This window comes from Flavobacterium calami, assembly GCF_038290035.1.
Taxonomy (GTDB): Bacteria; Bacteroidota; Bacteroidia; order Flavobacteriales; family Flavobacteriaceae; genus Flavobacterium; species Flavobacterium calami.
This window is the reverse complement of the sequence record NZ_JBBYHS010000024.1, coordinates 23,417-36,625: the sequence shown is the minus strand read 5'-3', so window position 1 is coordinate 36,625 and position 13,209 is coordinate 23,417. Positions and strand designations below refer to the sequence as shown.

Sequence of the window (13,209 nt, the reverse complement as noted above, 5' to 3'; positions counted from 1 at the left end):
AACAATTACGAATAACAAATATGGAAGTATTAAATAAACAAGAACGTCAAAAAGCATTTATAGCTTTTTTAATAGCATTTATCCTGACTTTTTCAGTGATGTTAATTGCAGTATCATTTAATTTTTATATGCCAAAAGCAGAAAATAAATTACTTAAGGCAGAAAACGAAATGATGAAAAGAGAATACGATTATCAAACCAATTTTTCGGTAAAAATTGACAGCATCAGAATGACCATTGATTCTATCAATTCACCAAAAGTAGATAACGATTTTCAGCAGCGTCTGGCAAATGTTATGATTGCCAATATGTATCAGAAAATTCCAAAAGATACTACAGACAATAAAAAGTTGTATAACAATATCATTCTCGCATACAAGAATATTATCGATTATAAAAAGCAGATCAGAAGCCTTACACATAATTCACACCTTATAGACAGTTTGAACCAATCGGCAAAAACCTACAAAGAAGAGCTGGAAAAAGTAAGCAGGGATTTAGATGTCTGTCGTCAGATTTATCAAAATCAATAAATAGAGTTTAGAGTAAAAAAGAATTAATAGAATAATCACTAAAAATTAAAAATTATGTTATCAAATTATGGAATTGGAGGTAATGAAGTAAAATTAGATGCTGATGAAGCAATCATTGCCATCCCACAAAACAGAACACTTGTTGCTCAGAAATTAACAGTTGATGCACCTATTAAACCAGAATTGGTTGAAGGAATTACAAGTATCGAAAAAGCATTTGAACACTTTAAGCCAGAAGTAAAAGTAAACTTTGAAACTGCTGAAGGTGCAACAAAAGTAGAAGCTTTAAATTTTAAAAACCTGGGAGATTTTGGAATAAAAGGAATTACATCACAAAGCAATTTCCTGTCTGAACTGGAAACAGAAAAAGATCAGTATCAAAAAATCATTCGTCAGTTAAAGTCAAACAAAATCCTGAAAGCGGCTTTAGAAGACGGAGAAGCAAAAAAAGCTTTATTAGAAAGTCTTGGAACGCTTATCAATGAACTAAAACAAAATAAATAATATAAAAAATACGAAGAAATGTCAAATAAAGAAGCATATAAAAATAACGACGGCGATATTGCAGTATTAGAACCTAGAGTAATTGCAGGAGCAGGTTCAATTGAAAAAAATGTTGAAAAACTGGCTAAATACGGTGGTTTTGATTTACTGGAAATGTCAATTGAAGGCATTCAGAATCTTAATCCGGAGAGAAAAGCAAGAAGAAAAATTTTTCTTGGAGAAGTAAACAAAGCAAAAGAAAGAGAAACACTTTTAAAGACGTTAGAATTATGGTCTTCAGTTTTAAGCAGTAACGAAGCTTTGACTGATATGGTGGCACAAAGTGAAGACAAAAGCAAAGAGTCTGAAGCATTATTGAAAAAGAATCTTGCGAAAGCGGTTGAAGATACAAGAGAAATCGAAGCAGCTTACAGAACAGTTGCATTGTTCTTCAAAAACACAGAAACAGATAAAGTAAAAAATGTTACGATTGTAAATGCTGATTTAGAGCAATTAAAAGATCTTGACAATACACGTTTTATTGATGCTATTCATGCTGAACTAGTAGACAATTATGATCGTTTAGATCTTAAAAACAACTACGGTATTTTGGTAATTCCAGGATATTTAGGTTCAAATAAAGTAATCGAAAAATGGGCAAAAATTGCACATGAAAATAAAGTAATGCTGGTTACCGATTTCGAGCACCTTGACGAACCGGATGATGTAATGGAAATGTTTGATGCAGCTTCTTTAACAGGTGGAGATGTGTACCGTTCTAACGTAATCATGACTTGTAACTGGTTAGTAGGGCGTGGCAGATTTGACCAGATAGGAGAAAACGAAGATTTACACATAGCTCCTTCTGCAGCACTTGCCGGAAAAATTTATAAAACGTTGATGTCTCAGGTTACAGCCGGTAAAAAATTCGGTGGAATCAATGAAGTTGACGGAGTAAAATTTGACCTTAAGAAAAGCGAAATCGCAAATCTTGAAAACTTAGGATTGGTTCCTATGGTAAACGAGTACGGAAAAGTTATGGCTTTCTCTGCCAAAACATTATTCAGCGGTGATAATTTAGGATTGCAAACCTACTCAGTTGTTCGTGTTTTTGATTACGTGACCAAAGTATTAATGGATTTCCTTAACCGTCGTGCTTTCGAAAACTTTACAGCAAAAACGCGTAAAGAAATCATGAATCAGATTGTGGCTTTCCTTGATGGAATCACAGGCCCTGATAAATTGATTGAAAATTTTGAAATCCGCAGATTCGAACAGGATCCAATTCAGAAAGACAGAATTTACATGGATATCCACATGAAACCTTATTTTCCTGCAAAAAACTTCCTGATCAAAATGGACGGACATAAAGGAGATGACGGAACGGAATGGGATACTGATTACGAACAAAAATAATAGTAATACCTCTATAAAAAGGAAGCATATTTTTATGTTTCCTTTTTTAAACAAAACATTGATCTTTTGAATGGTCAAACCAAATAATTCAAATTTATGAACCTACTGAAAATTTTGCTTGCAATCATTGTATTGTTTATAGCTTCAAATCGGGTTAAAGCTCAAAAAATACCTGTACTAAGTGAAATAAACTGCCCCATTACGCAAAATGACTTACTGCTTTCGGGGAAACTTTTTGCAAGTGCACCGCCAATTTTGTTAAGAGTTTTTAATGAAGATTCTGAATATGCAGTATTACAGCTTGGCAAAAGAAAAAGTAGTTTGTATCTATACTTCAAAATATTTACAGATAACGTTTGTGTAAAGCAGGAACAGCCATTAGAACTTTATTTCAAAAATGGAGATACGTATATTTTAAAGAATTCATTTGCAGTAAATTGTGATGGTACAGCTGTTATGGAACTCACAGGTGCAGATATAAAAAAACTGAATGCTAACACAATTAATTCAATAAGATTTTATACGCTTAAAAAAGATTATGAATTTAGTCCGAGTGCGGCTGATAACCAGAATTTAAAACATTATCTCAATTGTTTGAAGGTGTATAAGATTAGAAAAAAGCAGCGTTAGTTTTAATTTCAAGCAGTTTATATATAAGCTGTCTTCTTTCAAATAAAATTAAAATTCATCAAATAAATAGCTAAATATGCCATTTCCAGAATTAAATCTTTCATTAGGACTTACAGATAACAAAGGTTCTGTTTTTTATGCAGGCAGCGGTGAGGGCGATGTGGTTGTCAGAACAGATTCGGCTTTAACGAAGCATACGATCAGTATCATAATTTCAGAACAGGAAGTGGGGACAGTAAATCTCAAAACATTTTTTGAAAGCTCTGAAATTCCTGTAGAAATTGAAGTTCCTACGTATCAAATGATTGTAACTGATGATAAAACCAAGGAAAAAGAGATATATAAAGTGACACGAGATACTTTTTTTTATAAAGAGAAAACCACCAAAAAAGGAATCTGGAGTTTTTTTGGACTGAAATTTTTAGCTCCAAAGAATTTTCTTTTTGAAAATATACCTTTTGAGCCTTTAAAAGAAGAAATAGAAGTGTTTGATATTTCGAAATACAGAAAATTAAATGATGAAGAACTCTGTTATACTTTTCAAAAAGAAAATCAAAACATTCAGCTTTTTGCCGGAGACATCAATACACTGAAAATTGAAAAAGGGACGAGTTATTTTATTATTGTTGATGAAAATAAAGGAAAACGTTTTATTGGTGATATTTTGTATCGTGAAAAATTTTTGAAACTTACTCCAAAAGTAACACTCAGTATTATTAAGAGGAAAAAGGTTTCTAAAGCTATAGAAACAGGATATAACGGAAAAACGGACAGGATAATTTATATATAAATTAAAGAAAAATGAAAGGAGCTTTTTATAAACTGCCGATAGATTTTAATGCCATCATTCAGAAAAAAGAATTAGAAAAAACATCGATTGAACATTCTATTGCCCAACAAATAATTTTGCTTGCTACCACAACATTTGGTGAATGCAAGTTTGATGAAACCTTTGGATCTAAAATATGGGAAATCGATTTTGATTTGCTGATGAATGAAAACACCCTGAAAGATATAATTTCGAAAACGATGAAACAATCTTTGATTTTGCATGAAGGAAGAATTAAACTTAATGATTTGAGGGTTGAACTTTCTGAAGAGTTTTTTTTTGTTGATAATATAAGCAGAGCAAAAAAACGTGTTGATATTATCATTGATGCAACAATAAAAAGTACCAATAGAAATTTCGATTTCAGAGGATATTTTTTTGTTGGACCATTGTCTTATAAATAAATATAAAAAGTAAATAAAATATTATTAATTTATTTTTTATTGTAAGAATTATTTTTATATTTGCTGCATGAATAAATAAATTAATAATTAAAAAATTTTTATTATGTCGTTTTTAACATCGTTGTCAGTAGCCGGAAAGGATTACAAAGTATTAAATGTGAGCTATGATTTAGCTCAGGAAACAGACGCTTCTGGGCGTCCATCTACAGTAACTCGTGGTGGAAGAATTATGCTTGAAGTTGAGTCTACAGGAAGTACTGAATTGTTTGAGTGGATGACCAATAATTTCGAAAGAAAAGATGGTTCTGTAAAATTCATCAAACGTGATTCTAATGCTACTTTAAAAGAGCTAAAGTTTACAGAGGCTTACATGGTTAAGTACAAAGAAAACTTTGATCATAACAGTGACACTCCTTTAACGGAGACTTTTATGATTTCAGCACGCAAAATTTCGATGGGCGGAGGAGAATTTGATAATGCATGGGTATAATCCTTGGACTTTATCAAACTTTTTTAAGCTTGAAACTATTAAAGGGAGTCCTGCTATGGGACTTCCTTTTTTGTTTAATAAGCACTAAATCTATTTTTATATCTTTTAATAACCTAACAAAATCTAAACATGAGTTTTTTATCTAAATTAAATATAGACGGAGAAGAATACAACATTCTTGAATTCAATGTAAACTTCAAACAAGAGATTGACAACACAAGTAAGCCTACCGGAAATGCTAAAGGCGGAATTGTAAAAATGATAATAGAAGCCACTAAGGATACTAATTTTTTGAGCTGGATGCTAAATAGTGATTTAACAAAAGACGGTAAAATCATTTTTTACAGAAGAGATGCAATGAGTAAAATGAAAGAACTTACGTTTACGAAAGCATTTTGCATTGGTTATGACGAACAGTTTACAAGCACTACTGAAGTCCCTATGAAAATTACTATAGAATTAGTGGCTAAAGAACTGACTTTTGGAGATGCGAAATTTTCTAACAACTGGATTGCCTTAAGTTAATTGTAAAGAACCAATAAATAGTATTATTATGGCACATTTTTCAGAGCAGGTACATATCAGCATAGGAAGTTTTACCCAAAACGTGGTTTATCATAATTTAGAACTGTCCCAAAAGATGGCCGATCATCATCATTTTTCTTTTGTATGGCAATATACCGGCAAAGCTATCATAAATCCTGCAGATCAGGCAAAGGCAATACGAACATATCTGGGAGATGAAGTTATTTTTACTTTTAAAAGCCTTACCGGAATCCGGTTGATGAGCAAAGGAATTATAACAGAACTTACCTCTGTAGACCTTCACGGCAGCGCCGAAGGATTACATGTCAAAGGTATCAGCCACAGTATCGTTCTGGATGATATGAAAAAATCAAGAACTTATCAGCAAAGAGGTATGGATGATATTGTTCTGGATATTTTAGCAGAAGGACCGGGAGAATTCTATGAAAGAGATGCTATAAAATCTACTTATCTTCAGGAGTTCAAATACATGGCTCAGTACAATGAGACCAATTTTGATTTCTTAAAAAGATTAGCCAGACGTTACGGACAATGGTTCTATTTTGACGGAATGCGAATGCAGTTCGGACAAACCAAAAGCAGTAAAATAAAACTCATCAATGGAGCTTCGCTGCATGGATTTAAAATTCAGGCTAATATGGCATCCCATAAAATTTCTCTGGGAGGTTATGATTACAATGGCGCAGCCAATATTCGTAATTCCTCAGCAAGAACCTCTTCAGGAAGCAAAGACAGTTTCTCGGCTGTTGTAGGTCATAACCAGGGAACCGTTACCCAAAACGATTTGAGCAATGGTGCTTATACCACCAATGCCCAAAGCAATGAAGAAATCGAAGAAATGGTTAAACTGCAGACTGCAGGAAGTGACGCCAATAGTGTATATTACAGTGGAATATCCTATTTTCCGCTAGGACTTGGGCAGGTTTTCAGCATCATAAACCAAACAGTTGAACACGAACTCATTGTGACAGAAGTATCACACCTTTCACAGGTACACGGAAATTATACGTGTCATTTCAAAGCAATTCCGGCAGATGTTGCAGCACCTCATTATACAGACGTAAATGTATTTGCCAAAGCCGAAACACAGCCAGCCAAAGTAAAAGACAACAATGATCCTGAAGGATTGGGACGTGTAAAAGTACAGTTCAACTGGGCAGGCGGAAACAATTCAAGTGAGTGGCTTCGTATGATACAGCCACATTCAGGTTCAGGAAAAGGATTTTACTTTATTCCCGAAATTGACGAAGAGGTTTTAGTAGGTTTTGAAGGAAGCAATGCACAGAATCCTTACGTTTTAGGAACGCAGTATAATGGCAGTGAAACCAGCGGTTATGCAGACGGTCAAAATAATGTTAAGGCGATTCACACGCGTTCAGGAATCAAATTTATTTTGAATGACGGTGAAGGAAGTATTTTAATCGAAGACCCGAGTGGCAATACCTGGAAAATGGATGGTCAGGGAAATATTGATGTTAATGCGCCAAAGAATTTTACAGTAAAAGCCGGAGAAAATGTTAGTATTACTGCAGGTAAAAATGTTTCTGTTAGTGCAGGAGAAAACATGGATAATTCGGCAAATAATGATATAACAGTAGTTGCAGGAAACGATATTATGCAAACCGCTGCCGGAGAAATTATGGAAAACTCTGATGTAAGAAATGAAATATCATCAGATAAAACACATCGACAAACCGCTGATTTTAATACCCTTGCCGAAAAAGTAACTATTTTTAGTGAAAAAGAAAACATGACACTCCAAAGTGGTAAAACCATAGAAAAAAACAGTACCGAAAAATCTAAAATGTTTTAATTATGGGTATTACTAAACAAGCTAAAAATATTACAATACATGCTAAAACCAGCTATACTGTTAGAGCTAAAGAATTGGTCGAAATTGCTGATAAAGTAAATTATGAAGCTCATAAGGACAATCTGGTTTTAAATAGTAATGCAAGCATTGATTTAAAAGGAGAGGAAAATGGTGTTATATACAGTGATTATTCTCCCCCGGAATTAAAAGTAGAAGAAAGTGAGTTTATATTAGAAAGTAAATTTGCCCTTGAACAATTATTTGCTTTTGCAAAAAAGGATAGTAAAGCTATGTTCTGTTTCTGGATGGCAGATATATTCGGAGCAGATATTCCTTTAAAAGCTTATGAAAAACTTTATGAGGATGCCTCAGAAAAGAAAGAAAGTTTAAATCCAAAGATAACAGTTGCATTAAGCTTACCTGGTTATGGCGCAGCTTATTATTCCGGAGAAAATGAAAAAATAAAAAATCACATTATCATTTCTGAAGGATTTATTTTAAATGCGATCAAAGACAATAAATACCAAAAACTGTTAATGATTGCTTTGGTGGAAGAATTTGGGCATCATCTTGATTACTTATTGCGTAATAAATATTCAACTAAAAAAGGAGATGCAAAAAATGACGAAGGAGCCCTCTTTAGTGGAAGAATGAACAGAAAATATAAAAAATATTATATAGATCCGTTTAAAATTAAAGAACAGCATTATGCGACAGCGACTATTAAGGGAGAAGAGAAAAAATTAACTTGGGACTTTGCCGATTTAAATGAAAAATTAAATGAATTTGTAGATAACAGGGTTGAAAAAGATGATAATTATTTTGCCGGCTATGAGTTTTTTGGGGCCGGTCTTGGAGATGATTTACACGGTTTAGGACATCAATCTATAGAAAATGAAGCTCTTGGAAGAATTGCCAGATATAGAAATAATAGTAAAGGAGAAAATATAGAAAGATCTCAAATCTATTTTGGCAACTGGTTACGGGATTTTTCTCAGTTTGTCGACCCTATGGTTGTGAGACCGATGGCAAACTCTTTAGATAAGTTAAGTAAAGAATATGAAGACAAACACGTTAATAAAGACGAGAATAAAAAGATACTTGATGAACTAAGTGATTTAATGGATAAAAATTATGTCACTAAAGCTGATGAGAGAACCTTTAATCTTCCTGTTGGATTTAGACTTAAAAATTTTGAGGCTGAAATTGTATGGGAACCGACTAAATTGTCTCCGGTTAAATTAAGCCGTGAATCGATAACATCTTTGGTAGAATTAATTGGTTTAAAGGAATTTGGAGATTTAAAAGAACAAAAAGCTAAGGAAGACAAGGATAAAAAACCTCAAAATTACATTAAATATATCCAGGACTTCCGCTCTAAATATGCAAAAGTTAGTACAGAATTATTAGGAGTTTACAGACCACAGGAACATATTGATAATCCCGCAGCCCTGCATCGTAAATTAATCTGTGAAGAGAATAAAAAGAAAGGTAAGGCCTGTCCTCCTGAAAATTTAAACAATCAGCTGGATTCTGATTTTGTAAAAGATCCTGTAGAAAAGCAATGGGATAATAATAAAGCAACAGGTACCAAGAATTATATAAGGGGTTTTAATGTTGAAAAAGATAAAGACGGTAATCCCGTTAATGGTTTTGAAAGCGCTTATAATTGTTTTATAAATTACATTAATAACTCAAATCCTAATACCGTTGAAGGGCGAATAAATTTTGGGGCAGCCTTGCATATCCTTGAAGATTATTTTGCCCATAGTAATTTTTGCGAAATTGCTATTATGAAAGTATACGATCCAGAGGTGTTTCCTTGGGATAATATGCCTGTTACCTGTAAAAATGAAGAATTAAAAAATCATAAAGCAGACATTTCTAAAAATAGTCACGCCATAAATTCTGTAATAGACCGGAATAAAATAAAATTTAAAACCATAAATAATAGTGATTTATGGTCGAATTCTGTTAAAGATTTTATGTCGGATAAAGATCCTAAAAAAGTGCATCCGGCACAATATTATGCTAATTTAGGACACAGTAATTATTTAGAAAATAAAGGATTATATTACGCTCATGCAGAATGCCCCATAGTTCAGACAGGTAGTTTTGGATTATTGGATACGATTGCAAGTATAGCCCCCAAAATCATTAATAAACAATTTTCGATTCATGTTGAAAAACAAGACGAACTTAAAGAGGGAGAGAGGACTTTTAATGATGCTTTAATTTATGAATTTTTAAAAGATATATCAAATGCCCAGGCATCGGATACCAAAGAAAAACAAGCGTCTTACAAAGGAACTGATGATAATGTTTATTCGGAAGCATTTTTAACCTATTTGAGCTTTAGGGATTTTATGGTGACAGAAAGATGGTTTGGGGCTTCTTACAAAGATATTATGAGTGGTTTTGGAATATTAGAATACGTTACGGGTTATATTAATGTGGTAAAAAATGTTTTTTATCATTTTTTATTTTTAAGTGCTGCAAATTTAATAGATGATTATCAAACGTATTTAGATAACGAATTGAATTTATTAGAATCGGGGAACTGGAAGGTAAACCAATATGGCCCTACCCATACACAGCTGGCGAAAGACAACGGTATCCAGCCACTACACCACCTGGCAGTAGAATTAGCAGAAGATGCAGTGTATGAAGTAGGGAGATTGTTTGGGAAAGATGATTATAAAAGATTAATTATAAATTATGCTGATAAAATTTTATTTCAGCATCCTATGCATACCGACTGGATGGATGAAAAAGTTATTAATTGGTGTAAAACTAATCCAAAAAAGGTTAAGTTAGCCCATGAATCAAGCGTTGTGCTATATGGTATACGGCATGGTTATCAGGAAATTGCCAACCTTTACAATCAAATTTCTGTAATTAGTGACTTTAATACAACGGATAAACAAAAAGAGGAATTTAAAGCGGCAATCAATAAAATTCCGGCGAAATGGAATGCAGGTTGGGAACGTTTGAATAAATTATGGGAAGAAAAAGGTTTAGAGAAAATTAAAACAAAAACCGGAAAACAAAGTTATGAAGATGTTATGAAAGAAGCAGGCCACGATCACAAATAATATAATAACCATAGAGAATGAAAATTTTAAAAATCATCGTATTAATTACATTTGTTCAACTGATGAGTTGTCAATCTAAACAAGAAAAAAAAATGGAATCAGGTTTTGTTATACAAGAAGGTAAATTATATTATGATAGTAAGGAGATAGCGTTAGGTATGCCTATTGAAAAGTTTACAGATGCGATGGGAATGTATGATAGAATAGATATTGATTCTTCAGGTGGTTTTACAAGTAAAAGATGGCTTTGGACTAAAGATAATTATTATGCTTTTTACCTTAAAGAAGAAAAAAAATATAGTTTTTATTTAAATAATGAAGAATCTATTTATGACTCTATGGAAGAAATAGTATCTAAATATGGAAAATATGATAGTATTGAGGAAATAAAATCGCCCTTACTCATTGATAAACTATTTATTTGGGACAAATTAGGGATCAGCTTATCAGCATATCCGGAAACTAATATTGTAGGTAACATACACATACAGACATTGCACGTAACCAAATATTGGGAACTCGACTTAGGTTTGGTTAAGAATTTTGAAGAACAGAATGGTTTTCCCTTAACAAAAGAAGTTAAGGAAAAGAGAGAACAAGACAAAGAACATTTCGAAGAAGCACCAAAGGAAGAATACAAAGGTAATTTTACTTATAACGGTAATACGATTAATTTAAAAAAAATAGGATATACAGGCTGGGATAAAGGAATAAAAGGTTTAGGTCTTGAAGGTCCAGATTTTGACCCGCCGGGAGATTCCTCGACTTCATCAAGATGGATTAAAGACGATTATGATATGTATGTTACGATAGATCGATTTTCTAATGCACAAGAATATGAAGGATTAAGTCCGGAAAAAGTGGGCAAGTTTGATTGTATTAAAGATATTGTAATATGGTGGCATAAAACCAATGATCAATAAATGAAAGGAATAAAAATAATTATACTATTAACTTTTTTTCAATTTTCTAGCTGTCAAAACAAAAAAATGGAATCAGGTTTTGTTATACAAGACGGTAAATTATATTATGATAGTAAGGAGATAGCACTAGGTATGTCCATAGAAAAGTTTACAGGTGCAATGGGAATGTATGATAGAATTGATATAGATTCATCTGATGTAAGTGTTGTGAAAAACTATTTCTGGAAAACCAAATTAATAAATGTCAATAAACATTCAGACAATGATTATTTTACTATAATAAAAATGATTAGAGATAAAGTAACAGGAGAAATAACTGAAGATACTGAAAGTTATAAAAAAGTTAAGACTCTGGAACAAATCATTAACATATATGGTAAATATGATAGTATAGAAGAAGAAAAATCGCCTCTACGGATCGATAAACTATTTATTTGGGATAAATTAGGGATCAGTTTATCAGCGTATCCGGAAACTAACATTGTTGGGAACATTCACATACAAACACTACATGTAACGAAATATTGGGAATTGGATTTAGGCTTGGTTAAGAATTTTGAAGAACAGAATGGTTTTCCCTTAACAAAAGAAGTTAAGGAGAAAAGGAAACAAGACAAAGAACATTTTCAAGAATCACCAAAGGAAGAATACAAAGGTAATTTTACTTATAACGGTAATACGATTAATTTAAAAAAAATAGGATATACAGGCTGGCATAAAGGAATAAAAGGTTTACGTCTTGAAGGTCCAGATTTTGACCCTCCGGGAGATTCGTCGACTTCATCAAGATGGATTAAGGACGATTATGATATGTATGTCACTCTGGAACGATTTTCAAATGCAGAAGAATTTGAAGGATTGAGTCCGGATAAAGTTGGTAGATTTGATTGTATTAAAAGTATTGTAATATGGTGGCACAAAACGAATGACCAATAGATGAGGGTAATAAAAATAATTTTGCTATTAGTATTTTTACAATTATTAGCAGTCAAACCAAAAAGCAATTAGGTTTTGTTATACAAGACAGTAAACTATATTATAATTGAATTTGCCAAAATATTAAAAATGTATATAAACGATTTATTTAGTACAGCGTTTAAAAAAAATAAAATCATGTTTATCTTTTTAATTATACTTTCTTCCTGTACAGAAAAAGAAGGAAAAGATAAATATCCTGAAATCCCTGAGTTTCCTAAAACAATAAATGCAAAAATTAAATTCAAAAAAATTTTTGGAATAGGAGGAACCCAATTTTATAATGATTCTCTTTTGATAAAATTTTCTGGAGATACTATTGCACTTTATGATATAGCAAAAAGAAAAACTTCAGAAATGAAGGGTTATTATATATGTTATGAAGATGATCAGTTTTTATTATCCAGTTCAGAAGGATATTTTACTATTGACGATACTAATTTTAAAAAACGCAGTATAGATAGTTATAATGAATATTCAAAATTTAATTCAATAAGTGATAGTCTTAGAAAAAAAAGAACAAATCCTAATTCAGATATTAATGAAAAGCAATTAGATTCTATTTATCTTAATTTTTTTTGCAACAAATATAAAATAGATAATAAAACGAAACCTTATAAAGCAGTCGAACTAGGGAATCGAAGTTATTTAATACAGACTAGAAATAACAAGTTTGTTTTAAATGATACCCCATCTTGTCTGGTGACGTTTTTTGATGAAAATGCTCAAAAAATGAAATCTAATATTGGGAATTTAAAAAAAATGCAGGATGCTGAGTATGAAAAAAGCTATTTTGAAGTATATGATTATGCTATGATACATAAATTTTGGACTTCAAGTGGTGGTGGAAACCATTTTATTCCATCCATTCCCTATATGGACGAAGCGGGTTATTATTATATCAAATATGAGATAAATAATAGTAGAGGAAATTTTAAAGTGCTTTCTTATGATAATGTTACTTTTCACGATCTAACAAAAATAAAGGATGATAGATTTTTAACTTATGCTCCAGACGGAATATATGAAGTCGTATTGCATGATAATTAGGTAAATTTAAATATAATATACT

At 32.0% G+C, this 13,209-nt stretch carries 13 protein-coding genes; all 13 read left to right on the top strand.

Features of this window, described 5'->3' with window-relative positions; genetic code table 11:
- Positions 1–20: 20 nt before the first annotated feature.
- The 13 genes from tssO (at position 21) to AAEO57_RS18865 (ending at position 13,187) form a co-directional block, all read left to right on the top strand.
- On the top strand, positions 21–533 hold the full coding sequence (gene tssO / locus AAEO57_RS18925; protein ID WP_031457441.1) for a type VI secretion system TssO: 513 nt from the start codon (positions 21–23) through the stop codon (positions 531–533).
- Positions 534–587: 54 nt separating this feature from the next.
- Positions 588–1,037 carry a hypothetical protein gene (locus tag AAEO57_RS18920; protein ID WP_031457442.1) on the top strand — a complete coding sequence of 150 codons (450 nt, stop codon included), beginning with the start codon at positions 588–590 and terminating at the stop codon, positions 1,035–1,037.
- A gap of 18 nt (positions 1,038–1,055) precedes the next feature.
- A complete protein-coding gene (locus AAEO57_RS18915) occupies positions 1,056–2,432 on the top strand; it encodes a DUF5458 family protein (RefSeq protein WP_341694600.1) in 1,377 nt (458 codons plus the stop codon).
- Between the two features lie 96 nt (positions 2,433–2,528).
- The gene (locus AAEO57_RS18910) at positions 2,529–3,062 is read left to right on the top strand and encodes a hypothetical protein (RefSeq protein WP_341694599.1); all 534 of its coding nucleotides are present in this window, start codon (positions 2,529–2,531) and stop codon (positions 3,060–3,062) included.
- Between the two features lie 76 nt (positions 3,063–3,138).
- Positions 3,139–3,852: a type 2 periplasmic-binding domain-containing protein gene (locus AAEO57_RS18905; RefSeq protein ID WP_341694598.1), complete on the top strand. Its 714-nt coding sequence runs from the start codon at positions 3,139–3,141 to the stop codon at positions 3,850–3,852.
- 11 nt (positions 3,853–3,863) lie between these two features.
- Positions 3,864–4,295 carry a GPW/gp25 family protein gene (locus AAEO57_RS18900; RefSeq protein ID WP_341694597.1) on the top strand — a complete coding sequence of 144 codons (432 nt, stop codon included), beginning with the start codon at positions 3,864–3,866 and terminating at the stop codon, positions 4,293–4,295.
- 103 nt (positions 4,296–4,398) lie between these two features.
- The gene (gene tssD / locus AAEO57_RS18895) at positions 4,399–4,785 is read left to right on the top strand and encodes a type VI secretion system tube protein TssD (RefSeq protein ID WP_110345063.1); all 387 of its coding nucleotides are present in this window, start codon (positions 4,399–4,401) and stop codon (positions 4,783–4,785) included.
- 129 nt (positions 4,786–4,914) lie between these two features.
- Positions 4,915–5,310 carry a type VI secretion system tube protein TssD gene (gene tssD / locus AAEO57_RS18890; RefSeq protein WP_341694596.1) on the top strand — a complete coding sequence of 132 codons (396 nt, stop codon included), beginning with the start codon at positions 4,915–4,917 and terminating at the stop codon, positions 5,308–5,310.
- A 28-nt stretch (positions 5,311–5,338) separates the two neighbouring features.
- Positions 5,339–7,144, top strand: coding sequence for a type VI secretion system Vgr family protein (locus AAEO57_RS18885; protein ID WP_341694595.1), 1,806 nt, complete (start codon positions 5,339–5,341; stop codon positions 7,142–7,144).
- Between the two features lie 2 nt (positions 7,145–7,146).
- On the top strand, positions 7,147–10,239 hold the full coding sequence (locus AAEO57_RS18880; RefSeq protein WP_341694594.1) for an HET-C-related protein: 3,093 nt from the start codon (positions 7,147–7,149) through the stop codon (positions 10,237–10,239).
- Positions 10,240–10,256: 17 nt separating this feature from the next.
- Positions 10,257–11,162: a DUF7738 domain-containing protein gene (locus AAEO57_RS18875; protein ID WP_341694593.1), complete on the top strand. Its 906-nt coding sequence runs from the start codon at positions 10,257–10,259 to the stop codon at positions 11,160–11,162.
- Positions 11,163–11,294: 132 nt separating this feature from the next.
- Complete coding sequence (locus AAEO57_RS18870) at positions 11,295–12,098, top strand: DUF7738 domain-containing protein (protein WP_341694592.1); 804 nt, start codon at positions 11,295–11,297, stop codon at positions 12,096–12,098.
- A 129-nt stretch (positions 12,099–12,227) separates the two neighbouring features.
- Entirely contained in the window at positions 12,228–13,187 is a 960-nt protein-coding gene (locus AAEO57_RS18865; protein ID WP_341694591.1) for a hypothetical protein, read from the top strand.
- Positions 13,188–13,209 lie beyond the last annotated feature (22 nt).

Coding starts and splice junctions, on each gene's coding strand:
- tssO (WP_031457441.1), top strand. CDS start 21: ATGGAAGTATTAAATAAACAAGAACGTCAAAAAGCATTTATAGCTTTT.
- AAEO57_RS18920 (WP_031457442.1), top strand. CDS start 588: ATGTTATCAAATTATGGAATTGGAGGTAATGAAGTAAAATTAGATGCT.
- AAEO57_RS18915 (WP_341694600.1), top strand. CDS start 1,056: ATGTCAAATAAAGAAGCATATAAAAATAACGACGGCGATATTGCAGTA.
- AAEO57_RS18910 (WP_341694599.1), top strand. CDS start 2,529: ATGAACCTACTGAAAATTTTGCTTGCAATCATTGTATTGTTTATAGCT.
- AAEO57_RS18905 (WP_341694598.1), top strand. CDS start 3,139: ATGCCATTTCCAGAATTAAATCTTTCATTAGGACTTACAGATAACAAA.
- AAEO57_RS18900 (WP_341694597.1), top strand. CDS start 3,864: ATGAAAGGAGCTTTTTATAAACTGCCGATAGATTTTAATGCCATCATT.
- tssD (WP_110345063.1), top strand. CDS start 4,399: ATGTCGTTTTTAACATCGTTGTCAGTAGCCGGAAAGGATTACAAAGTA.
- tssD (WP_341694596.1), top strand. CDS start 4,915: ATGAGTTTTTTATCTAAATTAAATATAGACGGAGAAGAATACAACATT.
- AAEO57_RS18885 (WP_341694595.1), top strand. CDS start 5,339: ATGGCACATTTTTCAGAGCAGGTACATATCAGCATAGGAAGTTTTACC.
- AAEO57_RS18880 (WP_341694594.1), top strand. CDS start 7,147: ATGGGTATTACTAAACAAGCTAAAAATATTACAATACATGCTAAAACC.
- AAEO57_RS18875 (WP_341694593.1), top strand. CDS start 10,257: ATGAAAATTTTAAAAATCATCGTATTAATTACATTTGTTCAACTGATG.
- AAEO57_RS18870 (WP_341694592.1), top strand. CDS start 11,295: ATGTCCATAGAAAAGTTTACAGGTGCAATGGGAATGTATGATAGAATT.
- AAEO57_RS18865 (WP_341694591.1), top strand. CDS start 12,228: ATGTATATAAACGATTTATTTAGTACAGCGTTTAAAAAAAATAAAATC.